Here is a 23,246-nt window from a genome sequence, read left to right on the forward strand (position 1 = left end):
GGTCGGCGGGCGTTTGACTGCCCGTCAGTCGGCGTCGAGCTCGGTGGCGTAGGTGCGGAACTCGCTGCGTTCCTTGTGCATCTTCCAGAGCAGGTCGGCGAGCGCCGCCGGGTTCTTCTGCGGGTGGTTCTCGTCGATCGATCCCGGGATGATGAGCTGCGCGACATGGATGTCGTCACCCGCGAGTTCGTCGTGCAGCATCGTCGCGAAGGCACTCTGTCCCGCAAATGCGATCGAGGTGCCCGCGAGCCGCCCGACGGGTTTCACGGCCGTGCCGCCGTTGACGAACAGGATGCTTCCGCCACCCAGGAAACGCATCCCCGGCACGACCTGGTGCACCGCGGCGACGGGCCCGAAGATCGAGAACTCGACCGGTCCGACGAGGTCGGCGGGTGTGGTCTCGAGCACTGGGCGCATGAAGTCCTTCTGGGGTAGCGGGCTGTACTGCAGCACCTCGATGGGTCCGAGCTTTTCGGTCGCGGCCTCGAGGGCGGCCGCGATGCTGGCGGGCTCGCGCACGTTGGCGACGAAACCGGCGGCGCTGATGCCTTCTGCGGCCAGGTCGGATGCGAGGGCATCCACGTGTTCGCGGTTGCGCGAGATGAGGGCGACGGCGAAACCTTCGCGGGCGAAACGGCGGGCGACGGCGGCACCGAGGCCACGGCCGGCCCCGACGATAGCAAGAGTAGTCATGCCTTCATCCCAGCACCGATCAGCGCATCGCGCAGGGGGCTTGCGGCGCCGCCCGGCCGCCGTCGGTGGTCTGCCTGAGCGCACTGCCGCGCGCATGCCTGGGTAAAACCAGTTGGGCCCGCCAATGACGGGCCCAACTGCGTTTCTGAAGCCGAGTGGTGCCTAACCCGAGACGGGCCAGAGGACTGAGATCCATCGGTGATGCGTCCATCGTCTCATCAGTTAGGCGGCCCCGCTACCCATCATTTGCAACGCCGATCATGCGGCCAGGCACGATCAAGCGAGCATGGCAATGCGTTGGGGGCACACTGGGCTACCCAGTGGTGGCACTGCGACTCGGCGTCGGTGGTCTGCCCTAGCCTGCTGATATGCAGCCTTATCGCCTGACGATCGACGACGACGCGCTCTCCGACCTGCGCACCCGGCTCGAGCGCACGGCGCTTCCGCAGCCGATCGGTGATGCGGCGGTGGAGAGCGGTTTGAGGCTCGAGCGCCTGGGCGGGTTGCTCGATCACTGGAGGGAAGGATTCGACTGGCGGCGGGTCGAGCGCGAGCTGGCGGCGGTGCCGCAGTTCACGGCGACCATCGACGGTCAGCTCATCCACTTCGCCCATGTGCAGGCGCCGGCCGAGGCTCGCGGGCACCGAGTGCCCGTCATCGTCTTTCACGGGTGGCCCTATTCGTTCATCGAGATGCTGCCGTTGGCACGCCTGCTGACCGCGGATGGTGACGCCGACGTCGTCTTCGATGTGGTCGTCGCCTCGCTGCCCGGCTATGGGCCGTCCCCCGCGCTCGTCGACCGCCCCTTCACCGGCCCCGTCGTCGCCGAACTCATGCACTCGCTCATGGTCGACACGCTCGGCTACGACCGCTACATCTGTTACGGCGAAGACGTCGGGTCGACCACGAGCGACTGGATGGCGGCGCTCCACCCCGAATCCGTGCTCGGCCTCTTCGCCACGCACGCCGCGTTCCCGGCGGAATCGCGCGCCCACAACCTCACGGCGGAGGAGGCCGGCTGGGTGGCCGACCACGGTACCGCTTGGAAGCGCTCACTCGCCTACGCGGCCATGCAGTCGACGCGACCCGAGACGCTCGCCGTCGCGCTCAGCGACTCGCCCGCGGGTCTGGCGGCGTGGATCGTCGAGAAGCTGCTCGCCTGGTCGGGCGAGGGCGAGTGGTGGAATGACGACGAACTCCTGACCACGGTGTCCCTCTACTGGTTCACGCGCAGCATCGGCACGTCGTTCGCGCCCTACCGCGACCACCGACTGCAAGCCGAGTTGCCCGAGATCACGGTGCCCGCCGGGGTGGCGGTGCAGCACGGGGAGCGCGGGCTGCCGCGCAGCTATGCGGCGCGCACCTATCGCGACATCCGCCGGTGGACGGACCTCGACCGCGGCGGTCACTTCACGGCCTGGCAGACGCCGCAGCTCGTGGCGGCCGAGCTCACGGCCTTCGTCAGTGGGCTGCACTCAGACGAGCACTGACACCCGACAGCTCGTCGGCTCGTCGGCTCGTCGGCTCGTCGGCTCGTCGGCCAGGATAGGGGCATGACGCCTTCCGCCCTCGACGCCCAATTGGACCGCATCTTCGACGCGCGCAACCGCGACGACATGGGGCCCACGATCGCAGCGCTCCTGCCGATCTACGAAGCGCACCCGTCCGAGCCTCGCGTGCTCTACGAGGTCGGCGGCGCCTATGACACGGCGGGCGAGGAAGAAACCGCCGTCGGGTTCTATGAACGCGCCATGGCCGCAGGGCTGTCGGGAGACATCCGCCGCCGCTGTTATCTGCAATACGGCAGCACCCTGCGCAACCTCGGGCGGCTCGACGAGTCCCTCGACGTCTTCGCGCGAGCCCGCGATGAGTTCCCCGACTCGGTCGCCCTCGGCGCCTTCGAGGCACTCACCCTCCACGCCGCCGGCCGCGCGAACACGGCCCTCGGCAGCCTGCTGACACTCCTCGCGGAGAACGTGCACGCCGACGAGCTCGAACGCTACAAACCCGCCATGCGCGGCAACGCCGACTACCTCGCATCCCTCGATGCCGACGGCGCGCACACGTGAGTGAGCCGACTGCACCCGGACAACACAACGGCGCCGACGAGGCCGAACTACGGGTGCTCGCCGAGCTGGAGGGCTACGCGCGCCTCTGCGCGGGCGACTCGGCCACCTTCAGTCGCGAAGACTTCGTGACCGCTTCCATCACCGAAATCACGGTGACGCCCCACAATCCGGCGAGCCGAACATTCAGCATCGCCGTCGAGCAATTTCTTCACGTCGAGGTCGGCGATCTCGGCGGCCACTTCGAACTCGGCTACACCGACGCGGACATCGCGCTCGCGAAACGCATCGTCGAAGCCGTCATTGCAGGACGCATCTCGGAGACGCGCGCACTCGGGCGATCTCGCGTCGACGTCACGCTCGCCGACGGGATGTCAACGCACGAAACCGGGTACGCCGGATGCCTCCCCGCGCTCATCCCGCTGCCGTTCTGGCGCCGCTGGGGGCGCCGCACCAACTACGAACCGTTCCGCCGCTAAACGCCCGACCCGGCGAAGATGCTCGCAAGGGCGACGTACGCCAGGAACAACAGGACGACCACGCCGCAGGCGATGCCCAGAGCGATACGACCGCCTCGCCCCGAATGGGTAAAGAGGTAGCCGATACCCATGATCACGAACACCATGAATGCAACACCGAGCAAGATCATCGTTCCCCCTGTTGGACGAGTTTGAAGAGTCCGTCGCGACCTCAGTTGATGATCTCGCCGCGCTCGTCAGCGCGGAGTTCGGCGAGGCGTTCGCGCCAGGCGTGAAGTGCCTCGGGAGTGAGGCGCGTCCAGTCGAAGACTTCGGCGACCACGCGAAGCGGCTCACCGCTGCGGTAGGAGCGGGTCGGGTTGCCAGGAAACTTCTTGTCGGTCACGTTGGGGTCGTTCTCGAACGCGCCCAGGGGCTCGACCTCGTACACGCGCGGCTCGGCATCACCCGCGGCGAGCTCGGCGGCGAGGCCGGCCCCGTCGCGCAGCGCCGTGAAGTAGATGTGGTTCATGACGATCTCGGGCCGGTAGTTCGATCGGAACCCTGGCGTCAGCAGGTCCCCAGCTCGCAGATCGGCTTTCGTCCCGTGAAAGAACGGCCCGTCATCCAACACATCGCCCATGTCGGAATCCTACGGATGGCCTCGCCCTCGCGGTAGCTCGCGAAGGCGGCGCGACTCCCGGAGTGGGGGTGCCGCGCGGGGTGGGCGCGGCGCGGGCGCGGCGGGCGGGTTGTTACGGTGAGGGGAGTGTTATCGAGGGGAAGAGGGACACTGTGCTCGTGACGTTGACGTCGACCGCGCCGGAGGCTTCGAACCTGAGCCACCTTTTGCGCAAGCATCCGGGCAAGGCGCAGGTGTTCGACCTGTCGGTCGGGCAGGCGCACGTGTTCTACCCGGAGGCGAACGACGAGCGCTGCACCGTGGCGATGATGCTCGAAGTCGACCCCGTCGGCCTGGTGCGCGACAAACGCTTCCGCGGCGGCGATGCCTCGACCCTCGCGCAGTACGTGAACGACCGACCGTATGCCTCCTCGTCGATGGTCGCCGTGGCCATCGGGCAGGTGTTCCGCACCGCGATGGGCGGGCGCAGCGACGCGTTCCCCGAGCTGGCCGCCGGCACGCTGCCCCTGACCGTGACCGTCGCCGCGGTCTCGGCTCGCGGTGGCGCCGACCTCGTCCGGCAGCTTTTCGAGCCGCTCGGCTGGCAGGTCGGTGCGCGTCCGATCGCGCTCGATCGCGAGTATCCCGAGTGGGGCGACTCGCGCTACGTCGACCTCACGTTGACGGGCGACATCCGGTTGTCGGATGCCCTGAGGCACCTCTATGTGCTGCTGCCCGTGCTCGACGACGCCAAACACTATTGGGTGTCCGACGACGAGATCGGCAAGCTCATGCGCGCCGGCGAGGGATGGCTGGCCGAACACCCCGAGCGCGACCTCATCACACGGCGCTATCTGGCGCATCAGCGCGGCATGGTCGGGGACGCTGAGGCGTTGCTCGACGGCGACGCGAGCGCCACGGATGCGTCAGCGAGCTCGGATGGCGCAGCGGAAGATGTTGCGGCCGACGGCCGCGCGCGAGCCGTTCAAGAACGTTCCCCGTCGCTCGCCCGCCTGCGAGCCGCGGCCGTCCTGCAGGCGCTCTCGGATGTCCGCGCCCACAGCGTCGCCGACGTGGGCTGCGGCCCGGGCGCGCTGCTCGTGCACCTCATGGCCGAGCCCGCGTTCTCGCGCGTCATCGGCACCGACGTGTCGGCGCGCGCGCTCGAGGAGGCGGCCCGCCGCCTGAACCTGCGCGAGGCCAGCGACCGGGTGCGCGACCGCATCCAGCTGCTGCAGTCGTCGGTGACCTACCAGGACTCCCGGCTCGCGGGGCTCGACGCGATCGTGCTCATGGAGGTCATCGAACACGTGGATGCCGCACGCCACGGTGCGCTCGAAGCATCCGTTTTCGGCGCCGCCGCCCCCGCCGCCGTCATCGTGACCACACCGAACAGTGACTACAACGCGTTGTACCCGTCGCTGCCCGCGGGCGAGTTCCGGCACACCGACCACCGGTTCGAGTGGAGCCGGGCGGAGTTCGAGGCGTGGGCCGCGAGCGTGTGCGAACGGTTCGGCTACACGGTCGAATTCCGCACGGTCGGCGACGTCGATGCGGCCCTCGGGTCGCCCACCCAGCTCGCACTCTTCCGAAAGGGCGGCCAGCGATGAGCCAGCACACCGAACCGAACGCCGCGAAGCCGCCGCTGGCGCTGCCCGACATGTCGCTCGTGCTGCTCGTCGGCCCCAGCGGCTCGGGCAAGTCGACGTTCGCCGCGAAACACTTCGGCCGCTTCGAGACCCTGTCGAGCGACTTCTTCCGCGGCCTCGTCTCCAACGACGAGAATGACCAGTCGGCCACCGTGGCTGCCTTCGAGGCGCTCAAGCACGTGGCCGGCCAACGGCTGCGCAAGGGCCTGCTCACCGTGATCGATGCGACCAACGTGCAACCCGAATCGCGGCGGTCCCTCGTGGAGCTGGCCCGCGAACACGATGTGCTGCCCGTGGCGATCGTGCTCGACATCCCCGAGAGCGTGTGCGTCGAGCGCAACGCCCAGCGCACCGACCGCACGTTCGGCGCCTCGGTGATCAAGCGGCAGCACGACCAGCTGCGGCGGTCGCTGAAACACCTGGGCAAGGAGGGGTTCCGCAAGGTGCACCTGCTGTCGAGCGAGGAGGAGGTGGCCGAGGCGCGGTTCGTGCGCGAGCCCCTGCTCAACGACCGGCGCGAGGAACGCGGACCCTTCGACGCCATTGGAGATGTGCACGGCTGTCGCTCCGAACTCGAAACCCTGCTCGGAAAACTCGGTTATGAGCTCGTGCGTGACGCCGAGGGCCGACCCGTCGACGCCATTCACCCCGACGGCCGCCGCGTGATCTTCCTCGGCGACCTCGTCGACCGCGGACCCGATGCCCCCGGCGTGCTGCGCCTCGCGATGGGCATGGTGCGCGCGGGGCACGCCCTCGCCGTGCCGGGCAACCACGAGGCCAAACTGGTGCGCGCCCTGCAGGGCAAGAAGGTGCAGACCAGCCACGGACTCGCCGAGACGCTCTCGCAGCTGGCCGGCGAAACCGACGAGTTCCGCGGCGAGGTCGAACGCTTCTGCCGCGAATTGGTCTCCCACCTCGTGCTCGACGACGGCGCCCTCGTCGTGGCGCACGCCGGCCTGATCGAGAAGTACCAGGGGCGGGCATCCGGGCGCGTGCGCTCCTTCGCGCTCTACGGCGACACGACGGGCGAGACCGACGAATACGGCCTGCCCGTGCGCCTGCCGTGGGCCAACGAATACCGCGGCGACGCCACTGTGCTCTACGGCCATGTGCCCACGCTCGAGGCCGAATGGGTGAACAACACCATGTGCCTCGACACGGGCTGCGTGTTCGGCGGCAAGCTCAGCGCACTGCGGTGGCCCGAACGCGAGGTCGTCGACGTGCCCGCCGAGCAGGTTTGGTATGAACCGGCCGCGCCGCTCGGACGCGCCGCCCAGACATCCGTCGACGAGCGCGACCCCGGCCTGCTGCGCATCGACGACGTGCTCGGCAAACAGATCGTCGAAACGCGCGTCTTCGGCAAGGTCGGCATTCGCGAGGATGCCGCGGCCGGCGCCCTCGAGGTCATGAGCCGTTTTGCCACCGACCCGCGGCACCTCGTCTACCTGCCGCCGACCATGAGCCCGCCAGCCACGTCGAAGCGCGACGACCTGCTGGAACACCCCGCCGAAGCGTTCGAGGCCTACCGCCGGGAGGGGCTCAGCCAGGTGATCTGCGAGGAGAAGCACATGGGTTCGCGAGCCGTCGTGCTGCTGACGCGCGACCCCGGCCGGTTCGACGCGCCCGACGGATGGCGCGGCGTGGTGCACACGCGCACCGGGCGGCCCTTCTTCGACGACGCCCTGACCGACGCGTTCCTCACGCGGCTCGACGCGGCCGTCTCGGCGGCCGGGTTGTGGGACGAGCTCGACACCTCGTGGCTGCTGTTCGATGCCGAGTTGCTGCCGTGGTCACTCAAGGCTGGCCCCATCATCCGCGAGCAATATGCGTCGGTGGGGGCTGCCGCAACGGCCTCGCTGCCCGCCGCGGTGTCGGTGCTCGAGCGCGCGGCAGCAGCCGGAATCGACGTCGGCGACCTGCTCGACCGCACCCGCCGACGATCTGAGGATGCCTCGGCCTACGTCGACGCCTACCGTCGTTATGCTGCACCGTCGAACGGTCTCGAGGGCGTGCAGTTGGCGCCGTTCCAGTTGCTCGCATCCGAGGGCGCCAGCCACCTGGGCCGCGAGCACGCGTGGCACCTCGACATCGCGCTGCGACTTGTCGACGCCGACCCCGCCTTCATCCGCGCCACCCGCTCGATCTCGGTCGACCTCACCGACCCCGCCTCTGAGGATGCCGCGACCCACTGGTGGGAGGAGCTGACGGGCGCGGGCGGCGAGGGCATGGTCGTGAAACCCGTCGCCGGGCTCACGCGCGGCACGAAGTCGCTCGTGCAGCCGGGCATCAAGGTGCGCGGCCGCGAATACCTGCGCATCATCTACGGCCCCGACTACACCGAGCCGCGCAACCTGACCCGGCTGCGCGACCGCGACATCGGCCACAAACGCTCGATGGCGCTGCGCGAATACGCGCTGGGCGTCGAGGCCATCGAGCGCTTCGTGGCCGGCGAACCCACCTGGCGCGTGCACCAGGCCGTCTTCGGTGTGCTCGCCATGGAGTCGGAGCCTATCGACCCTCGCCTGTAGGCGCGTGCGGCTAGACCCGCGGCGGCTGCTCGGGCCCCTGCGGGAAGGGCGGTTCTGTCTGCTGCTGACCCACCTGGGGGTATGCCGGAGATCCAGCCTGCGAAGCGTTCGGCTGCGGCGGCCAGGGCGGCGACGACTGCTCATATCCCGGCTGCGAAGTCTGCTGCGGAAGCGGCCAGGGCTGCAACGGCTGCGGGTACTGCGACAGCTGCGGGCGCTTCTCGTAGGAGGAGTGGGGCAGTGGCGCGCGCGTGACGAGGCCGTAGCGGCGGCCCCACCAGATGCTGAAGAGACCCGCGGCGAGCACGATGGCCATGGGAATCAGCATCCAGGCGTCGGCGACGCCCGCCTCGCGTTCGAAGACCTGGTCGGTCTGGTCGAGCAGGGCGGTGGGGATGAAGAGCAGCACGTTGTTGGTGGCGTGGATGAGCACGGGGGCCTCGAGCCCGCCGGTGCCGCGCGCCGCCAGAGCCATCGACACACCGAAGACGAAGTAGTAGGCCAACAGCCACGGGTCGGACGCCGCGTGCGCCAGCATGAACACGAACGACGAGATGAACGTCGCCGACACGAACGCCGCCGTGGGATGCCCGAACCACGAGCCCACCGACCGCTGAATGAGGCCGCGCGCACCGTATTCTTCGCCGGCCGACTGCAGCGGCGTGGTGAGCAGCACGATGACGAGCATCGAGATGGTGGTGGCGGTGAACTGCAGCTCGTCGGGCGGCGTTCCGATGAACGAGATGGCCACATAGATGAGCCAGACGGGCACGATGACGAGCGCGAGCCGCCCCATCCAGCGCCACCGGAAGCGACCCGTCACCGACGACAGGTTGCCCGGCCGCACGCCGAACAGCAGCCACTGCAGCAGCATCGACACGGGCCACATGGCCCCGAGCGCCAGGTTGTTGGCGAGCATAACGGCGGGCGTCAGGCGCAGCGGGTTCTCGGCCCATTCGTCGAACGTGTATTGGCCGGTGGCGACGTCGAAGAAGACGCCGGCGAGGCTCAGGATGGTCGACAGCACGAAGAAGAGGACGACGAGGGCGACGATCGCGAGCGTTCCGCGCCACCATTGGGGCTTCACCCGTAAGCCCTGGTCGTGCGTCACGACGGGTCGCGGGGCGGGCGGGACGGCCTGCTCGGCCGAAGTGGGCGATGCGAACGCGGGCGTTGTCGCCTGCTGCGGCCATTGGCCTGACGGATCGACATTGGCAGGCCGGGCCTGCCCCGTCGAGAACGGGGGCACGGGCGGCTGATCCGGAACAGCCCATCCGTGGTTCGGCGTGTGGTTCGTCATACTTCCAGCCTAGAGACGGCCGGATTGCCGGGCCTCCCCCTCGCGTCGGACATCGACGGACGGTGACGCTCGTTCCTCCGACGAGGGAGGGACGGGACGCGAGGGGGAAGGCGCGGCGGGGTCAGCTAGACGGCCGACGGAACGATGAGCCCGTTCGTCGCGGTGCGGGCGCGGGTGAGGCGCGCCTCGACATCCGCCCAGTTGACGATGTTCCAGAACGCCTTCACGTAGTCGGCGCGCACGTTCTGGTAGTCGAGGTAGTAAGCGTGCTCCCACACGTCGAGCTGCAGCAGCGGCGTGATGCCGACGGGCACATTGCCCTGCTGGTCGAACAGCTGGAAGATGACGGGACGCGCGCCGATGCTGTCCCAGCCGAGGACCGACCAGCCGGAGCCCTGAACACCGAGCGCCGTGGCCGTGAAGTGGGCCTGGAACTTCTCGAACGAGCCGAAGTTGGCGCCGATCGCCTCGGCCAGGTCGCCCGTGGGCTCTCCGCCGCCCTCGGGCGACAGGTTCTGCCAGAACACGCTGTGGTTGATGTGACCGCCCAGGTTGAAGGCGAGGTCCTTTTCGAGCTTGTTGACGGCGGCGAGGTTGCCGGAGTCGCGGGCCTCGGCCAGCTGCTCGAGGGCCGTGTTGGCGCCCGTGACGTAGGTCTGGTGGTGCTTCGAGTGGTGCAACTCCATGATCTGCGCGGAGATGTGCGGGGCGAGGGCCGAGTAGTCGTAGGGCAGGTCGGGCAGGGTGTAGCTGGGCATCCGATGTTCTCTTTCTGTTGTGGGATGGAGGGAGGCTGATCAGTCGTGACTGAGGCGCAGGAACCGGCGGTCGTGGTAGACGAGCGGTTCGGATGCGGGGCCCGTGATGACGTCGAGCACTTCGGCGACGACGAGCAGCGAGCTGCCAACGGGGACGACCTGGATGGTGCGGCAGCGCAGGGCTTGGCGGGCGTCGGCGAGGAGCGGCTCGCCCGTTGGCAGGGCGGTGAAACCCTGTTCAGGCGTGAAGCGGGGGGCGCCCGAGCGGGCGAAGGCCTCGGCCACGTCGACGTGCTGCGTGCCGAGCAGGTGCACGACGTAGGTGTCGGCTGAGAGGAGCGCGCCGGCCGAACCGGTGGCGCGCGTGACCGAGAACGAGAGCGCGGGCGGGTCGACGGCTACCGAGGCGACGCTCGACGCCGTCAGGCCGACGGGACCCTCTGGCGTGATGGCGGTGATGACGGCCACGCCAGCCGGATGCTCGCGGAAGGCGTTCTTGAAGGATTGGGCCGTGGCCGCCTGGGAGGCCAACGATTCGGTTTCGTGCATGTCCTCACTCTAAAACCTCAAGTATGGTTGAGGTCAAGGGCTGGCGAAAGGTGAGGCGATGTCACAGGCATCCGAAGAATTGCTCACGGTCGCCGAGATGTGTCGGCGCACCGGGGTAGCCGCCTCCGCCCTGCGCTTCTACGAAGATCTCGGGCTCATCGCGTCGCGTCGCACCGTCGGCAATCAGCGGCGTTATCCCCGGCACATGATCAGGCGAGTGTCGCTCATCTCGGTGGCGAAGCGGCTGGGCATTCCACTCAGCGATGTGCAGTCCGCGTTCGACGCGTTGCCGCACGACGAGACGCCGAGCCAAGAGGATTGGCAGCGTGCATCCGTGCGGTGGAAGAAGCAGCTCGAAGAGCGGCGGCTGGGCATCGAGCGGCTCGAGCGCGAGCTGACCGGATGCATCGGCTGCGGCTGCCTGTCGATGAAGGCGTGCGGCCTGCTCAACCCCGACGACGCGCTCGGGCAGCTGGGCGCGGGGGCGCACCGGTTGGGCGAATAAAACCTCAGTCGTCGAGGTGCGCGCGTTCGCCCTCCTGCGTGAAGATCGACAGGATCTCGACGGGGCCGTTGTGGGCGCCGACGGCGTGCGGCGTCATGCACGAGAACTCGGCCGCCGACCCCGCCTCGACCAGGATGTCGCGCTCCCCCAACCGCAGGTGCAACGTTCCCGACAACACCATGAACCAGTCGCGCCCCGGATGCACGCCGCCCTGCGACGCGAACTCCTCGGAGTCGCGCGGCGCCAGGCGCTCCTCGATGAGCATCTTGGCGACCGTCATGTTGTGCGGAGCGCGCTCCTTGGCGAGCGTCCACACGGTGCGGCCGCGCATCTCGTTGCGCTGGGGGCGGATGACGACATCCTCGTCTTCGGTTTCGACGAGCAGGTCGAGCGTGGTCTCGAGGGCGCGCGCGATGGGCACGAGCTGGTCGAGCGCGATGCGGCGGTGACCCGTCTCGATGCGGCTCAGCGTGGAGGGGCTCAGGAAGCAGCGCGCGGCGAGCGTGTCGAGCGACCAGCCGCGCGCCACCCGCAGGGCACGGATGCGTTGGCGGATGACGGCGTCGAGGTCAGGCTCTTCTTGCTTCATGCGCAAGAGTCTATGTCGTTGGCGCATGTGGCGTCTACGGTTGAGGGATGACGCAGCCACACGCCCACCGCACGCAGCAGGTTCCCGCCGACGCCGAGCAGGCCGAGCAGGAGGCCCGGCATGAGCAGGCGACAGGCCTCAAGAGAGCGCACGGCCACGGCCACGATCACACGGGGATCGCGCCGCTGCTCGATCTCGACGCCGAGGTTCTGCACGAGGCACTGTTCGCGATCACGAACGCCGTGCGCTCGGCACGCGACGGGCAGCGCACGCGCCGGGTTCTCGACCTCGGCGCCGGCACGGGAACGGGCACGATGGCCCTCGCCGAGCGTTTTCCGCGCGCCGACGTCTACGCGCTCGACCGCTCGGAGCAGATGCTCGACCTGGTGCGCAGCAAGGCGTTCTTCCGCGGCATCCCCGAGCGCGTTCACACCGTGCGGGCCGACCTCGACGACGTGTGGCCCGCATTCGAACCGTTCGACGTGGCCTGGGCGTCGTTGTCGCTGCACGAGGTGGCCGACCCCGATCGTGTGTTCGACAGCATCCTCGCGGCCCTTGCGCCCGGCGGCGTGCTCGCGGTCGTCGAGATGGACACGCGACCTTTCGTGCTGCCCGACGACCTCGGCCTCGGCGCCCCCGGGCTCGAAGCGCGCATCCACACCGCCGTCGCGCCCGCCCGCGCCCCCATGAACCTGCACCCCGACTGGACCGACGCCCTGGTGCGCGCCGAATTCACGGATGTCGCGCGCCACCGTTTCGAGATCGCACCGTCCCCGCAGGCCCTCGCCCGCTTCGCTTCCGGCCCGACGTCCGGCGAGCGCGCCTCGGTTCTCGCCCGCTACGCGCACACGTCGTTGCTGCGACTGCGCGACGCCGCGTGGCCGGGCCTGAACCCGGAGGACCGAGACACCCTCGACATCCTGCTCGCCGAGGACGGCCCCCACAGCCTGCTCAACCGAAGCGACCTCACCGTCAGTGGCACGCGCAGCCTCTGGCTTGCCCGCCGACCGTAGTCGAAGCGCTAGTGCCCGATGTAGCGGTCGGGCCGGTGGTTGATCGCGAGGACCAGGTTGAGCAGCACTGCGCCCAGCGCCGACAGCAGCACGGTCAGCGGCGAGACGACGGCGAAGGCCGAAGCCACGATGATGACGTCGAAGATCATCTGCACGTAGCCGGCCTTGAAGCCCGTCTTGTCCTGCACGAGCAGCGCGACGATGTTGATGCCGCCCAGGCTGGCGCGGTGACGGAAGATGATGAGCAGGCCGATGCCGACGAGCAGGTTGCCCGTGAGCGTGCCATAGACCGGGCCGATGCTCGAGACATCCAGCTGGGTGGGATGCAGGTAGGCCAGCAACGAGACGATGACCACGGCGATGATGGTGCGCACCGTGAAGACGACGCCCTTCTTCCAGAACGCGAGGGCGATGAAGGGCGCGTTCACGAGCACGAACCAGATGCTGAACGAGACGGGCGTCGAATAGCTGAGGAGGAGGGCGAGCCCGGCGGTTCCACCGGTCACGGCGCCGGACGCCTTCAGCAGGAAGAGGCCAAAGGAGACGACGAAGGCCCCCGTGAAGAGACCGAAGGCGTCTTCGAGGCGGCTGTGTTTGACCTGGCGCTCGCGGGGTGGGCGAGAGGTGCGCGGGGTTCGGGGCTGGCGGGGGGCCAGCGGCTGGCGAGGATCGCTCGCGTTGCTGTCGGGTTGCACCCTGCAACGTTATAGCCAGCGGGGGTCGCCGAAGCACGCGGGGTGATCGGGTCATCGCGCGTCCCCCGTCCGGACAGGCCCCGCCCGCGCAGCCGCCGAGCACGGATGTCGGCCGTGGCGCGTAGCCTTCGGGCATGGACGGTTGCGTCATCCCGCTCTCGACGGGCCTCGCGTGTGGTGAACCGGTAGCGCCGGGCGCGCCGCTCGACCTGTGCCACGACCACCTACTGGTCGCCCACGACTGGGTGGCCGGCGACGCGGGTGTGACCGACCTGCTGCCGTCACCCTGCCTCGCGTGCGGTTCACGCCTCGGCGTCCGCTACCCCTCTGGGTGGATGTGCGCGATCTGCGAGTGGCGGGTCGGTGCCGTCGTCGACCAGGCCGATGTCGTCGCCGTGCGCGTCGATGTCGTCTACTACCTGCGCTTCCGTGACCAGATCAAGATCGGCACGTCGGCCACACCGTGGCATCGGCTCGCGGCCATCCGCCACGACGAGCTGCTGGCGTTCGAGCGCGGCAACCGGTCGCTCGAACAGCGACGCCACGCGCAGTTCGCGGCCCACCGCCTGGGTCGCTCGGAATGGTTCGCGGCCCACCCCGAACTCCTGGCACACATCGACACTCTGCGCCGGGGCGTCGACGACCCGTGGCAGCTCTACGCGCTCTGGCGCAGCGAACAGTTCGCCCTGCGGGGCTGATCGGGAGGTCCTGCAGACCTGCCGAGCACTGGCGCCGGTTTGTCTGTACCGATACATGCTTCCTTGCGGAACAGACCAGTGGACGGGTCATACGGACACGCCAGTCCGCGGATCTCGCACCACGAGAATGGCGTCCGGTCAACGATCCCCAACCGGACAGCCATAAGCGCCTGCGTCTAATGCGGGACGACGGCAACAGCGACCCCTATGAAGCATCCCTTATCGGACGCCACCCAGCCCCACGGTGGCATCACATTACGAGGGGGAACCAGTGTCGATCGCGAAGTTGAGGGTCATCGCTGATATTCACCCAGGCGCCTTCGACGGTAGGCATGTTCTCCGAGACCCATACGCCGAAGTGTGCGTGCGGCGTCGGCCAGGCGTAGTCGTCTTGGCGTGATTCGACGACGTTCCTTACTGCCCCAGCAAAGACGAGGCCAGTCCCGTGGCCGGTTACCTGCTCGGCAAGTTCAGTGATTCCGATCAAGCCGGTGGGATCATTCGGCTCAACCACGCGCATTGGAAGATCGAGCCGTCCCGTTTCCGACCGGGGCACACAGAAGATCTGGTCGGCTTGGCGGAGCAGGAGCCTCGCGACGCACATGGGCGTGGGCGGGATACTTCGACGAACCACTTCGGCCCGGCCGTGGCGGGGAAGCCACGAAGCATCCGGTGTCACGTGGATGACCGTCTCCTCTTCAGCAATCACAACCGCGAGCGTAGCTGAGTCAGGACCGGGCAGGCCCTTCACATCGAACCGGGAAATACTCCGCACGACCGTGTTTCACAGTGAAACCGTGCGGTAGAGGATCCCCTATCGGACGCGTCTATCATCCGTCGTGAAGCCTTCTCGTGTTTCCCGTTGTTCAAGCGATTCGATTTCCTGAAAGAACGTGACCTGCCAACCGGCGGGTCCCTGCACCCGTGCGTTGATTGTTTGGAACGGGGTATCCGTGGGTCGCGCAAGAACCTCCGCGCCTGACTCCTCCGAGGCCGCTACCGCCAGCGCCGTGTCTGCCACTTCGAGCGCAATACGCAGCGTCGCTCCATCAGACGTAGGAGCTTTCTCAATCGCGTCGATCGCACGCACGTGGGTAGGCGTGGCCAGTTCAATCGTGGCAGCGCCTACCTGCAAGATCGACACACGATCATCTCCCTGGGTGGCGAACGCCGGCTGCTCCGGCATCCCTAGAACATCGCGATAGTAGCGAACAGCCTCATCGAAGTCGTCGGTCTCGATGATCAAACGGAGCTGGCGCGGCGGCTGGTGAAGAGTCATGACCACTACCCTGCAGGCTGACACGGGTGTCAGGTGCAAGCCCCAGCCGCAACCGCATATCGTTCAGCGCGAGAAGCTCGGCCTCAATCGACTCTTTCTCGCTCTCGAGCCGGGCCGCGGCCGCATCAAATGCAGAGCGAAGTTCCTCGGCGTCTCGGCGGGACGAGCCGAGAACCGGCAATAGCTCCTGAATCACTGAGCTGCAGAATCCGGCTCGGAACAACTCTTGGATCTGAATCACGAAACCGAGCTGTTCTTCTGAGTAGACACGTTGGCCTCCCGTAGTGCGCTCCGGGCTCAGCAGGCGCTGGGTTTCGTAGTACCGCAGCGACCGAGCGCTCACCCCGCTTCGGGCAGACAGTTCTCCAATTCTCATACGTCGATTTTCGCCTATACCAACGCTTGTAGCTGTTGGCCAGGTATCGCTGACCGCGCCGGGCTTCGCCGACTAGCCTGCGTAATCCCGACTTAACTCCACACGGAGGCGTGCCACGGGAATTCCCGTTTACGCGGCTGCATCTCAGGCCTCGCGGCTCTTTCGCTCGTCGCGATCGGCGCCCAAAATCCTCTGGAACTATCGCAGTAAGTGCCCACTCTGCGTGAATCCCCGCTTGCCCCCATTTCACGTGAAAAGCGTCCGGTGCAGCATCCCCTACCGGACGCCCGGCGCCATGGGAGACAGGAATCACACCGTCAGTCCGTATGATCCTTGCAGCGCTCACTTAAGGAGCGCGCAAAGCTACCCAGCCAGGAGAGCGGCCCCTACTGCCCATCCGTTCGCGAAGACGTGAACGATGACGTTGGCCGTCAGATTCCGGTACCGCCACCACATGATGCCAAGAAATAGCCCGAACGAGCCTTGAATGACTATGACTCTTGCGACATCGATGAGGAAGTCGCCTGTCCCGTGCGAACCGAGATGCATGAGCGCGAAGGCGAGGGATGCGATCACAATTCCCGACCATGCCCCCAGTCCAGCTTCCAGCCGAGTTTGAAGCCACCGCCGGTAGAAGAGTTCCTCCCCCACTCCCGCTGTCAGCGCAGTAGCGACCGCAGCAGTGACAACGAAAACGGGATCCAGGCCCTCGATCGTGAAGTTTGGATTCCACGGAGCGACCTGCGATAAAACTGTCCAGATCACGATGACGATCGCCGGAGCCCACCACCGCGCAGCACTCTTGCGAAAGTCGATTTGCACCCCTCGGCGGACCAGAAGCAGGACCACAGCCGGAAGCATGATGAGCAAGACGAGCTTGCCGAGAATGTACAGCTCACCTCGAAGCGGAATCAGCGCGCAAACTAACGGGAAGAGCACGGCCAGCACCAGCAGAACCACCGTCGTGATGGCAAATGGGCGTCGTTCTCTCACGACCGCGGTGCGCGGACTCGAACGCCGTGGGATCAGAAGAACCAACGCAATTCCCACTACCGATGGAAGCAGTGCCACCCAGTACGCGACTGCCTCCGCGCCCGGATCCGAGGACACCGCTGTACCCAAGGGTGAAACTACAAGCAAAGTTGCAAAACTGACAACCCAGAGAACAGCGCCAGCGATCACCACCCAAAAGCCAAGCGATCGGGACCCTCGAATCGAACTTGTCAGCATTCAACCGACACTAGTAGACACCCAGACTGCGATCGGGGCTGGTGTCGACGCGTTCTTTCAACGATCCCCTATCGGACAGACATAAAGCACATGAGCCTGATGCGGGACGACGGCAACAGCAACCTCAGTAGCATCGAGGGATGATTCGCCCTATCAACACGACCAACGCCGAACACTACGTGTGGGGGGAAATCAGCGACGGCTGGCGCCTGCTCGACGGGGATGATCTCTCGGTAATCGAGGAGCGGGTTCCCGCTGGCGGCGAGGAAGAGTGGCACGCTCACGTGCATGCTCGGCAGTTCTTCTACGTACTGGAAGGAACGGCAGTCATGCGGACCGACAACGGCGATGTGCCGCTGGAGGCTAGGTCCGGCATAGAAATCGCGCCAGGCGTCGGGCATCAGTTCACGAATCCGGGACCGCGGGACGTGCGTTTCCTCGTGATCAGTACGCCCAATTCTCGCGGCGACCGCGCTTAGGGTCTCTGCGCTTCTCTCCCCCTATCGGAAGTGCAACCTTGGGCCGCCGCGCGTTACTCCGCGATCAAGTGGTCGTGTAGCTTCCGGCCCAGTTACTGAAGCTGCCGCGCTGAATAACTTCTCGTTAGTAGCTGAGGCTCGGCTGCAAGATACCGCCGACGAGGCAGAGGTATCCGAGGCCGAGGAAGGCCAGCGTGACGATGACGCGCCCGACGAGCAGCAGCCACCACGACGCCCGGCGAGGGTCACGCGACCGCACGGTCTCGACGACCAGCCAGGCTGACGGAACGACGCCCAGCGCCGCAACCGCCGTGAGCACCTGCGCGCCGCGGATGACGACGGGACCCGGCGAACCCGAGTCGGTCAGGAGCGCTTCGGCCACCATCATCCACAGCGGGACGGCGGCCACGAGCGCGAGCAAGGCCACGTGCACGGCCAGACGCAGCCGCCGCACGAGCGCACGCGATGTCGAAGGTCGGCGTGCATACCGTCGGATGCCGGCACCGACGGGCCACGACACGAGCGCGATCGCCAGCACCACCAGGGTGAACGCCGCGATCAGGGGAACGGCGGCCCGGTCACTCGACATCGGCTGCAGCGTGAACGCGGGGTCGAACGAGATGGCGCGCACCTCTCCCCCGACCACGTCCGCGGCAATGCGCCGCTGACCGTCGCGCTCCTGCCACACCCACGGCTCGACCTCGACGAAGGTGAGGGGCTGACCCGCGGCATCCACGATGGCCGAAACGGTCAGGGAGCCGTCGGGCTGAGGCACGACCTCCGCCGACGACAGGATGAAGAAGAGGCGGATGAAGGTGGACTCGCCGCGCCGCGAGAATTCGTAGGTGCCGGCCAGGGTCTCGGCGTGCGCGGCCGCGGTATCGATCGGGGCGGGCGCCGGGCGCGTGTCGGGGAAGTAACGGTCGGCGAAACCGGTCGTCACGGCATCGCGGATGGCGGTGGTGGCGTCACCGTTCACACCCGTGCTGTTGAGCGAGATGAAGATTCCCGCGTCGTCGGCGGGGAAGATCTCGAGTTGCGCGTGGAACGCTGTGAGGTCGCCCGCGTGACTCAGGATGCGGTGACCGTTGCGGTCGCGTTCGAAGAAGCCGAGCGTCATGCGCGGCCCTTCGGCCAGGCCGCCCAACGTGTCGGCGCCGAGAGCCGGCTCGTGCATGAGCTCGAGCATGCCGGGCGAGAGCACCGGGGAGTGTCCGAGCTGAGCGAGCATGAAGCGACTCATATCGGTCGCGGTCGCCGAGATCGCGCCCGCGGGTGAGGGGGTGACGACCTCGAAGGGCACTTCCTCCGAACCGCGGAAGTCATAGCCCCGGGACATGTCCCTCTGCTGCTCGGCGGAGAGCGGCTGTGCGTAGGTTGCCGTTGCCATGCCGGCCGGCTCGAGGATGTTCTCGGTGGCGTAGGCCTCGAAGTCCTGGCCCGTCACCTGCTCGACCACGTAAGCGGCGAGCCCGTTCGAGTAGTTGGAGTAGGCGGGCGTCGTGCCCGGTTCGAAGATCTGCTCCGGCGGTTCGGAGGCGAGTGCTTCGCGCAGCGTGGGGCGGCCGTTCGCGTCGCCCGTGATGAGGCCGCCGATCTCGTCCTCCAGACCCGCGGTGTGCGACAGCAGGTGTCGCAAGGTGATCGGCCGGTCGAACCGGTTCGGCACCTCGATGTCGACGTAGTTCTGCACGGGCTCGTCGAGGTCGACGCGTCCCTGGTCGACGAGCTGCATGACGGCCGTCGCGGTGACGAGCTTCGACACCGAACCGATGCGGAAGAGCGTCGTGTCGGCGTCGACCGGCCGCGGTTCGGTAGTCGAGGTCCCGGCTTCGGACGAGCCGTAACCCTGCTGCGTCACGACCTCACCGTGCGACACCACCGAGACCACCGCACCCGTGATGCCCTCGCGCTGCAGCATCGAGGGAAGCAGGCCGTCGAGCCAGGCCTCGGCATCCGCGGTCGTCAGTTCGGGTGCGCGGCTGTCGATCCCTGCCTCGCGGGGCGCCGCGGCAGCTATCGCCGTCGACGTCATGCCCGAATGTTGCCCCTCGATGGCGCTTCCGGATGCGTGAGCGACCGTTCCGGCAGTCGCGCCGACACCGGCCGATCCCAGCGGAATGACGACGATCACCGCGCTGGCCAACAGCGCCGTGAGCGCACGGCGGCCGAGGGGCCGGTCAGAGGAACGTCGGATGCGGGGCAGGCGGCGGAAGATCGACACAATTCATACTGGCAGGTTTGTTTTGCCCGCCGGACCAGATAGATCCCCCCGAACGAGCGTCACCGCGCCTGTACAACACCGGTATCGCCCGGCGCGGGCGCCGTCGATGGGCCACAAAGTAATCACAGGAGGTCGCACCCGGCCAAGCATCCGCTACCGGACACTACGTGAACGGGACAGAAGCAGGGGAATCGGGCCCCACATCGATGATTGCGACCTTGCGCCCGAGGAGTTGGCCAACGACCTGCTCCAGCGTCCGGATGTCGCGAAGCCGTCCCAAGTCGTCTCGCCCGAGCACGAATATGCGTTCGTCCTCGCTGGTGACGGGCAGCGTTCGAATCGCCCCTTCGTAGCCGGCGAGAGCGAACGCGCCCTCTACGGCGGTGCGCTGGCCTACGTTGAACACCCTCCGATGGTAATGCCGCGGGGCTGCCCCGAGAGCACGCCGGAGATGAGCAATTGCACGAGACCAGAAGCGTCGTACCGCGCATCGTTTGCAGTACCGATGCACAGATTCCCGATGCCCTTGAGAACGTTGTAGGCATCGACGGGCGGAGCGGAACCCGCGGCTTGGAGCGCTGCTTCGAGAAGCTCGCCGCACACTGGGACGAGACGGCCAACGAAGTAGGCATGAAGAGCGTCGGAGCCGGCACTGTCCCCCTGCAGCGCACCGGCGAGCCCATGTTTAGTGACGAGGAACTCTACAAAGAGGGCCACCCATGCCCGCAGAGCCTCTTCGGGCGTTGGGCGCTCGGCGAGGAGCCGCGGGCCGGCGTCCGCACACGCCTCGACCTGATGCCGATAGACCGCCACCACCAGCTCTGAGCGCGTCGGGAAATGACGGTAGATCGTTCCCACACCAACGCCGGCCTTCGCTGCAATCTCACGCACCGGCGCCTCGACACCAGAGGTCACGAATACCGCTGCCGCAGCATCAAGGAGTGCTTGCTGGCTTCGACGAGGGCGGCCAACGTGCTGGGTCTGCGCAGGATGCGATTGGTCGCTGTGCATCTCTGACATCTGCCCGTCCTCTCCATTTTCTAACACAAGCTTGCCTTTCGGAGCATCGTTCCGTAACGTTACGGAACGACGCTCCGATAACCAGTATTGCAGAGCGCACTTCGAAAAGGAATTGCTATGACCTCGCTTCTTATTGACGCTCTAGACGACATCATCGGAACGGGCGCGCCGGTGGTCTCCGTCGCCCCCGTCACCCTGTCGGCGCCCGGCCGGGCTGTCCCACTCGAGGTGCGCGTATCCGCGCCGGCGACCGGTACGAACCTCCCGGTGGTGCTTTTCTCGCATGGCAATGGCTGGAATCTCGACGGCTATGCCCCGCTCACCGCGTTCTGGGCCTCGCGAGGATTTGTCGTGATTCAGCCCACCCATCTCGATTCGCGCCGAAACGGCTTCGGGTTCGACTCTCCGGTATTTCCGACGATCTGGACCGAGCGGATCGCAGATCTCACACGAATCCTCGACCAGCTCGACACCGTCGAGGATGCCATCCCAGGGCTTGCTGGACGCATCGACCGCAGCCGGATCGCTGCTACCGGTCACTCCTGGGGCGGACAAACGGCGCAGTCGCTCCTGGGCGCCCGGATCTTCACCGAAGCAGGCCAGGTCGGCGAGGACCTGTCCGACAGCCGTGTCACTGCGGGCATCTTGTTGGCCGCTACGGGTATCGGCGGCGATGACCTTCACCCGTTCGCGCGAGCGAATTTCCCGTTCATGCGTCCCTCTTTCCAGCAGCTCACGACACCCACCCTCGTCATCGCAGGCGACCACGACCAGTCCAAGATGTCTAGCCGCGGACCCGACTGGTTCACCGACGCGTACACGTACAGCCCCGGCGCCACCGACCTCCTCACCTTCTATGGCGCGGAACACGCCCTGGGCGGGATCGTCGGCTACGAAGTGGCCGAGACCACCGACGAGAACCCTGAGCGGGTGGCCGTCATCCAGCGAATGAGTACCGCCTACCTTCAGTCCGCTCTGCATGTCGACGAGAACAGCTGGTCCGCAGCCCGCGCCGCTTTCAACAGCAGCGGCGAGTCTGTCGGTCGAGCCGACAGCAAGTAATACGCGGGATCACACACGCCGACACATACGAGTAACCGCTGGCGGGTGAGCGGGTCTGAGCCGGACGTCCGGGTGTTTCACGCTCCGGGCGTCCGGTGAAGCATCCCCTATCGGGGACATCTGATTTTTCGTTGGTTCTATCGGTCAGTAACGCCGGCGGATCGAGCGTGTAGGCGATCGATTTGGCCTGCACCGCCTCCCAATGGCGTTTCGCCTGCGTCGTCCGCGAAGGAAAGGCCGTCCAGCTCGTTGCGGAGCCGGTGGAGCGCGCGGCCGTATCGGGTGCGCGCCGTGGATGCATTCATCGACAGAAGCCGTGCCGCCTGCGCAATGCTGAAACCATCCCAATGGATCAGGATGACGAGCTCCCGAGAGCGCTCATCAAGTCGCCGAACGGCTCGCCGCACCGACTGTGCCTGCAGGTCCGAGTCGAGAACCGTGTCAGCGGATTCGCCCACTGACGCAGAATCGGAAAGGTAATCCCGCAGAGCATTCGCAATCGACGTGCGTTTCGTTGCACTCCGGTAATGCTCGCGAAGCAGGTTGCGTGCGATCCCGAAGCACCACATCCGTGCCGCCTCGTCAGCCGCAGGCACCTTTCGCGCGCTTTCCCACAATGCGAGCAACGTTCGCCCCAAAAGGTCGGCGGCATCCTCCGGCTCATCGACGCGACGACGAAAATAGCGAAGAAGGTCGTCGGCGTTGGTAATGATGACCATTTCGGCCCAGCTGTCGGGGTCTGGGGCGGCGGGTCGAGTCATCGGTGCAGCTCTCCCGTGCAATCTGTCGCCGAACTGTAGACCGTGCCCTCTTCTTCCCCCGCCCCTCGGAGAGAGGCGGGGATTTCCGCCTCGATCAGCCGGCTCGCGGCGGCCGAGAAGGATGCTTGGTCGAAACCCGGTTCCGTGCCACCGTCGCGTTCCGGGATGATCGGAGTGGCGAGGGCGTCTTCGTAGATCCGTTGGCCGATACCCGTCCAGTCATGGGTGCGCATGAATTCAGCGATGCGGACATCCGCCTCGTCGCGTCCGCTCGGTTCGCCGAAGAAGATCTGTTCGCGACAACTCACGTCTACGCCGGTGTCCGTTGTATAGACGATTGGGATCTCAACGTCGGGTTCGACCTCCACGCCGCTGACCGACAGGGTGAGCGGGATGAGTATCGCCCCGCCCGTGAGCGCGACGATGCTCACGACACTGATCGGCAGAAGGGCACGGGGCCGCTTCCACCAGGTCGCCGCCTCCACGGACCTTTCCTCCCCGGCCTGGAGCCGAGCGGCACGCGCCATCTGCCCCACCAGCTCATGAAGCTTGTCGTCGCCGTCGGCTGCGACCGGGTTTGCCGACTCGAGGTCGGACATGTCACGTTCTTTCATCGCTGGTCCCTTCACCATGATCACTCATCAAGAACATGACAAACCCGGGCGAAACCGTCTCAGTGACCGAGAAAAACG

Annotated in this window: 27 protein-coding genes; 10 read left to right on the forward strand and 17 right to left on the reverse strand. The window is 66.9% G+C overall.

Features of this window, described 5'->3' with window-relative positions:
• Positions 1–24: 24 nt before the first annotated feature.
• Positions 25–693: an SDR family NAD(P)-dependent oxidoreductase gene (locus ALI44B_RS09460; RefSeq protein ID WP_077054461.1), complete on the reverse strand. Its 669-nt coding sequence runs from the start codon at positions 691–693 to the stop codon at positions 25–27.
• Positions 694–1,061: 368 nt separating this feature from the next.
• On the opposite strand from ALI44B_RS09460, the gene ALI44B_RS09465 reads away from it, so the two are divergent.
• The 3 genes from ALI44B_RS09465 (at position 1,062) to ALI44B_RS09475 (ending at position 3,238) form a co-directional block, all read left to right on the forward strand.
• Positions 1,062–2,183 (forward strand): epoxide hydrolase family protein, encoded by a 1,122-nt coding sequence (locus ALI44B_RS09465; RefSeq protein ID WP_077054462.1) that lies wholly within the window; start codon positions 1,062–1,064, stop codon positions 2,181–2,183.
• Positions 2,184–2,246: 63 nt separating this feature from the next.
• Entirely contained in the window at positions 2,247–2,762 is a 516-nt protein-coding gene (locus ALI44B_RS09470; RefSeq protein ID WP_077054463.1) for a tetratricopeptide repeat protein, read from the forward strand.
• Positions 2,759–3,238 (forward strand): hypothetical protein, encoded by a 480-nt coding sequence (locus ALI44B_RS09475; protein WP_143459166.1) that lies wholly within the window; start codon positions 2,759–2,761, stop codon positions 3,236–3,238. Before ALI44B_RS09470 ends, ALI44B_RS09475 begins: the two co-directional genes overlap by 4 nt.
• On the opposite strand, the gene ALI44B_RS16155 is transcribed toward ALI44B_RS09475, so the two are convergent.
• Entirely contained in the window at positions 3,235–3,408 is a 174-nt protein-coding gene (locus ALI44B_RS16155) for a hypothetical protein (RefSeq protein ID WP_179100248.1), read from the reverse strand. The two genes, ALI44B_RS09475 and ALI44B_RS16155, sit on opposite strands and share 4 nt — an antisense overlap.
• 41 nt (positions 3,409–3,449) lie before the next feature.
• Positions 3,450–3,860 carry an NAD(+)--rifampin ADP-ribosyltransferase gene (gene arr, locus ALI44B_RS09480; RefSeq protein ID WP_077054465.1) on the reverse strand — a complete coding sequence of 137 codons (411 nt, stop codon included), beginning with the start codon at positions 3,858–3,860 and terminating at the stop codon, positions 3,450–3,452.
• Between the two features lie 152 nt (positions 3,861–4,012).
• On the opposite strand from arr, the gene ALI44B_RS09485 reads away from it, so the two are divergent.
• Together ALI44B_RS09485 and ALI44B_RS09490 are read left to right on the forward strand one after the other, a co-directional pair.
• Entirely contained in the window at positions 4,013–5,449 is a 1,437-nt protein-coding gene (locus ALI44B_RS09485) for a 3' terminal RNA ribose 2'-O-methyltransferase Hen1 (RefSeq protein ID WP_077054466.1), read from the forward strand.
• Entirely contained in the window at positions 5,446–8,016 is a 2,571-nt protein-coding gene (locus ALI44B_RS09490; RefSeq protein ID WP_077054467.1) for a polynucleotide kinase-phosphatase, read from the forward strand. Before ALI44B_RS09485 ends, ALI44B_RS09490 begins: the two co-directional genes overlap by 4 nt.
• A 10-nt stretch (positions 8,017–8,026) precedes the next feature.
• Here ALI44B_RS09490 and ALI44B_RS09495 read toward each other — a convergent pair whose 3' ends face one another.
• The 3 genes from ALI44B_RS09495 to ALI44B_RS09505 all read right to left on the reverse strand — a co-directional run bounded on the left by ALI44B_RS09495 (position 8,027) and on the right by ALI44B_RS09505 (position 10,623).
• Positions 8,027–9,316: a CPBP family intramembrane glutamic endopeptidase gene (locus ALI44B_RS09495; protein WP_077054468.1), complete on the reverse strand. Its 1,290-nt coding sequence runs from the start codon at positions 9,314–9,316 to the stop codon at positions 8,027–8,029.
• A 125-nt stretch (positions 9,317–9,441) separates the two neighbouring features.
• Positions 9,442–10,074, reverse strand: coding sequence for a superoxide dismutase (locus tag ALI44B_RS09500; protein WP_077054469.1), 633 nt, complete (start codon positions 10,072–10,074; stop codon positions 9,442–9,444).
• Between the two features lie 39 nt (positions 10,075–10,113).
• Entirely contained in the window at positions 10,114–10,623 is a 510-nt protein-coding gene (locus ALI44B_RS09505) for a flavin reductase family protein (protein WP_077054470.1), read from the reverse strand.
• Positions 10,624–10,681: 58 nt separating this feature from the next.
• Between ALI44B_RS09505 and soxR the strand changes: the two genes are divergently transcribed.
• On the forward strand, positions 10,682–11,128 hold the full coding sequence (soxR, locus tag ALI44B_RS09510; RefSeq protein WP_077054471.1) for a redox-sensitive transcriptional activator SoxR: 447 nt from the start codon (positions 10,682–10,684) through the stop codon (positions 11,126–11,128).
• Between the two features lie 4 nt (positions 11,129–11,132).
• Here the strand turns inward: soxR and ALI44B_RS09515 are convergent, their stop codons facing one another.
• Positions 11,133–11,717, reverse strand: coding sequence for a helix-turn-helix domain-containing protein (locus ALI44B_RS09515; RefSeq protein ID WP_202969378.1), 585 nt, complete (start codon positions 11,715–11,717; stop codon positions 11,133–11,135).
• A 47-nt stretch (positions 11,718–11,764) separates the two neighbouring features.
• Between ALI44B_RS09515 and ALI44B_RS09520 the strand changes: the two genes are divergently transcribed.
• Positions 11,765–12,730 (forward strand): class I SAM-dependent methyltransferase, encoded by a 966-nt coding sequence (locus tag ALI44B_RS09520; protein ID WP_083709835.1) that lies wholly within the window; start codon positions 11,765–11,767, stop codon positions 12,728–12,730.
• A gap of 8 nt (positions 12,731–12,738) precedes the next feature.
• Here the strand turns inward: ALI44B_RS09520 and ALI44B_RS09525 are convergent, their stop codons facing one another.
• Positions 12,739–13,425: a YitT family protein gene (locus tag ALI44B_RS09525; RefSeq protein ID WP_077054473.1), complete on the reverse strand. Its 687-nt coding sequence runs from the start codon at positions 13,423–13,425 to the stop codon at positions 12,739–12,741.
• Between the two features lie 134 nt (positions 13,426–13,559).
• On the opposite strand from ALI44B_RS09525, the gene ALI44B_RS09530 reads away from it, so the two are divergent.
• The gene (locus tag ALI44B_RS09530; RefSeq protein WP_077054474.1) at positions 13,560–14,123 is read left to right on the forward strand and encodes a GIY-YIG nuclease family protein; all 564 of its coding nucleotides are present in this window, start codon (positions 13,560–13,562) and stop codon (positions 14,121–14,123) included.
• Positions 14,124–14,373: 250 nt separating this feature from the next.
• Here the strand turns inward: ALI44B_RS09530 and ALI44B_RS09535 are convergent, their stop codons facing one another.
• The 4 genes from ALI44B_RS09535 to ALI44B_RS09550 all read right to left on the reverse strand — a co-directional run bounded on the left by ALI44B_RS09535 (position 14,374) and on the right by ALI44B_RS09550 (position 17,008).
• Complete coding sequence (locus ALI44B_RS09535) at positions 14,374–14,832, reverse strand: hypothetical protein (protein WP_077055496.1); 459 nt, start codon at positions 14,830–14,832, stop codon at positions 14,374–14,376.
• A 105-nt stretch (positions 14,833–14,937) separates the two neighbouring features.
• Positions 14,938–15,402, reverse strand: a complete 465-nt coding sequence (locus ALI44B_RS09540; RefSeq protein ID WP_077054475.1) for a VOC family protein — start codon at positions 15,400–15,402, stop codon at positions 14,938–14,940.
• Positions 15,341–15,778 (reverse strand): MerR family transcriptional regulator, encoded by a 438-nt coding sequence (locus ALI44B_RS09545; protein WP_077054476.1) that lies wholly within the window; start codon positions 15,776–15,778, stop codon positions 15,341–15,343. Before ALI44B_RS09545 ends, ALI44B_RS09540 begins: the two co-directional genes overlap by 62 nt.
• A gap of 363 nt (positions 15,779–16,141) precedes the next feature.
• Positions 16,142–17,008, reverse strand: a complete 867-nt coding sequence (locus ALI44B_RS09550) for a CPBP family intramembrane glutamic endopeptidase (protein WP_077054477.1) — start codon at positions 17,006–17,008, stop codon at positions 16,142–16,144.
• Between the two features lie 140 nt (positions 17,009–17,148).
• On the opposite strand from ALI44B_RS09550, the gene ALI44B_RS09555 reads away from it, so the two are divergent.
• On the forward strand, positions 17,149–17,487 hold the full coding sequence (locus ALI44B_RS09555; RefSeq protein ID WP_077054478.1) for a cupin domain-containing protein: 339 nt from the start codon (positions 17,149–17,151) through the stop codon (positions 17,485–17,487).
• Positions 17,488–17,611: 124 nt separating this feature from the next.
• On the opposite strand, the gene ALI44B_RS09560 is transcribed toward ALI44B_RS09555, so the two are convergent.
• The 3 genes from ALI44B_RS09560 to ALI44B_RS09570 form a co-directional block, all read right to left on the reverse strand.
• Positions 17,612–19,711, reverse strand: a complete 2,100-nt coding sequence (locus tag ALI44B_RS09560) for a serine hydrolase domain-containing protein (protein ID WP_083709839.1) — start codon at positions 19,709–19,711, stop codon at positions 17,612–17,614.
• A gap of 163 nt (positions 19,712–19,874) precedes the next feature.
• Positions 19,875–20,117 carry a hypothetical protein gene (locus ALI44B_RS09565; protein ID WP_077054479.1) on the reverse strand — a complete coding sequence of 81 codons (243 nt, stop codon included), beginning with the start codon at positions 20,115–20,117 and terminating at the stop codon, positions 19,875–19,877.
• Positions 20,105–20,731, reverse strand: coding sequence for a TetR/AcrR family transcriptional regulator (locus ALI44B_RS09570; RefSeq protein ID WP_083710144.1), 627 nt, complete (start codon positions 20,729–20,731; stop codon positions 20,105–20,107). Before ALI44B_RS09570 ends, ALI44B_RS09565 begins: the two co-directional genes overlap by 13 nt.
• A gap of 117 nt (positions 20,732–20,848) precedes the next feature.
• Between ALI44B_RS09570 and ALI44B_RS09575 the strand changes: the two genes are divergently transcribed.
• Complete coding sequence (locus ALI44B_RS09575; protein WP_077054480.1) at positions 20,849–21,793, forward strand: alpha/beta hydrolase family protein; 945 nt, start codon at positions 20,849–20,851, stop codon at positions 21,791–21,793.
• A gap of 137 nt (positions 21,794–21,930) precedes the next feature.
• Here ALI44B_RS09575 and ALI44B_RS09580 read toward each other — a convergent pair whose 3' ends face one another.
• Both ALI44B_RS09580 and ALI44B_RS09585 read right to left on the reverse strand, forming a co-directional pair.
• Positions 21,931–22,554, reverse strand: a complete 624-nt coding sequence (locus tag ALI44B_RS09580; RefSeq protein ID WP_202969379.1) for an RNA polymerase sigma factor — start codon at positions 22,552–22,554, stop codon at positions 21,931–21,933.
• Complete coding sequence (locus ALI44B_RS09585) at positions 22,551–23,168, reverse strand: hypothetical protein (protein WP_143459169.1); 618 nt, start codon at positions 23,166–23,168, stop codon at positions 22,551–22,553. The genes ALI44B_RS09580 and ALI44B_RS09585 overlap by 4 nt, the downstream gene beginning before the upstream one ends.
• Positions 23,169–23,246: the final 78 nt, after the last annotated feature.

The organism is Leifsonia sp. ALI-44-B (assembly GCF_001984125.1).
Taxonomy (GTDB): Bacteria; Actinomycetota; Actinomycetes; order Actinomycetales; family Microbacteriaceae; genus Okibacterium.

Excerpts from the sequence above, each read along its gene's own strand:
- ALI44B_RS09460 (WP_077054461.1), bottom strand. The coding sequence starts at position 693 with ATGACTACTCTTGCTATCGTCGGGGCCGGCCGTGGCCTCGGTGCCGCC.
- ALI44B_RS09465 (WP_077054462.1), top strand. The coding sequence starts at position 1,062 with ATGCAGCCTTATCGCCTGACGATCGACGACGACGCGCTCTCCGACCTG.
- ALI44B_RS09470 (WP_077054463.1), top strand. The coding sequence starts at position 2,247 with ATGACGCCTTCCGCCCTCGACGCCCAATTGGACCGCATCTTCGACGCG.
- ALI44B_RS16155 (WP_179100248.1), bottom strand. The coding sequence starts at position 3,408 with ATGATCTTGCTCGGTGTTGCATTCATGGTGTTCGTGATCATGGGTATC.
- arr (WP_077054465.1), bottom strand. The coding sequence starts at position 3,860 with ATGGGCGATGTGTTGGATGACGGGCCGTTCTTTCACGGGACGAAAGCC.
- ALI44B_RS09490 (WP_077054467.1), top strand. The coding sequence starts at position 5,446 with ATGAGCCAGCACACCGAACCGAACGCCGCGAAGCCGCCGCTGGCGCTG.
- ALI44B_RS09495 (WP_077054468.1), bottom strand. The coding sequence starts at position 9,316 with ATGACGAACCACACGCCGAACCACGGATGGGCTGTTCCGGATCAGCCG.
- ALI44B_RS09500 (WP_077054469.1), bottom strand. The coding sequence starts at position 10,074 with ATGCCCAGCTACACCCTGCCCGACCTGCCCTACGACTACTCGGCCCTC.
- ALI44B_RS09505 (WP_077054470.1), bottom strand. The coding sequence starts at position 10,623 with ATGCACGAAACCGAATCGTTGGCCTCCCAGGCGGCCACGGCCCAATCC.
- soxR (WP_077054471.1), top strand. The coding sequence starts at position 10,682 with ATGTCACAGGCATCCGAAGAATTGCTCACGGTCGCCGAGATGTGTCGG.
- ALI44B_RS09515 (WP_202969378.1), bottom strand. The coding sequence starts at position 11,717 with ATGAAGCAAGAAGAGCCTGACCTCGACGCCGTCATCCGCCAACGCATC.
- ALI44B_RS09520 (WP_083709835.1), top strand. The coding sequence starts at position 11,765 with ATGACGCAGCCACACGCCCACCGCACGCAGCAGGTTCCCGCCGACGCC.
- ALI44B_RS09530 (WP_077054474.1), top strand. The coding sequence starts at position 13,560 with ATGGACGGTTGCGTCATCCCGCTCTCGACGGGCCTCGCGTGTGGTGAA.
- ALI44B_RS09540 (WP_077054475.1), bottom strand. The coding sequence starts at position 15,402 with ATGACTCTTCACCAGCCGCCGCGCCAGCTCCGTTTGATCATCGAGACC.
- ALI44B_RS09545 (WP_077054476.1), bottom strand. The coding sequence starts at position 15,778 with ATGAGAATTGGAGAACTGTCTGCCCGAAGCGGGGTGAGCGCTCGGTCG.
- ALI44B_RS09550 (WP_077054477.1), bottom strand. The coding sequence starts at position 17,008 with ATGCTGACAAGTTCGATTCGAGGGTCCCGATCGCTTGGCTTTTGGGTG.
- ALI44B_RS09555 (WP_077054478.1), top strand. The coding sequence starts at position 17,149 with ATGATTCGCCCTATCAACACGACCAACGCCGAACACTACGTGTGGGGG.
- ALI44B_RS09570 (WP_083710144.1), bottom strand. The coding sequence starts at position 20,731 with ATGTCAGAGATGCACAGCGACCAATCGCATCCTGCGCAGACCCAGCAC.
- ALI44B_RS09575 (WP_077054480.1), top strand. The coding sequence starts at position 20,849 with ATGACCTCGCTTCTTATTGACGCTCTAGACGACATCATCGGAACGGGC.
- ALI44B_RS09580 (WP_202969379.1), bottom strand. The coding sequence starts at position 22,554 with ATGACTCGACCCGCCGCCCCAGACCCCGACAGCTGGGCCGAAATGGTC.
- ALI44B_RS09585 (WP_143459169.1), bottom strand. The coding sequence starts at position 23,168 with ATGAAAGAACGTGACATGTCCGACCTCGAGTCGGCAAACCCGGTCGCA.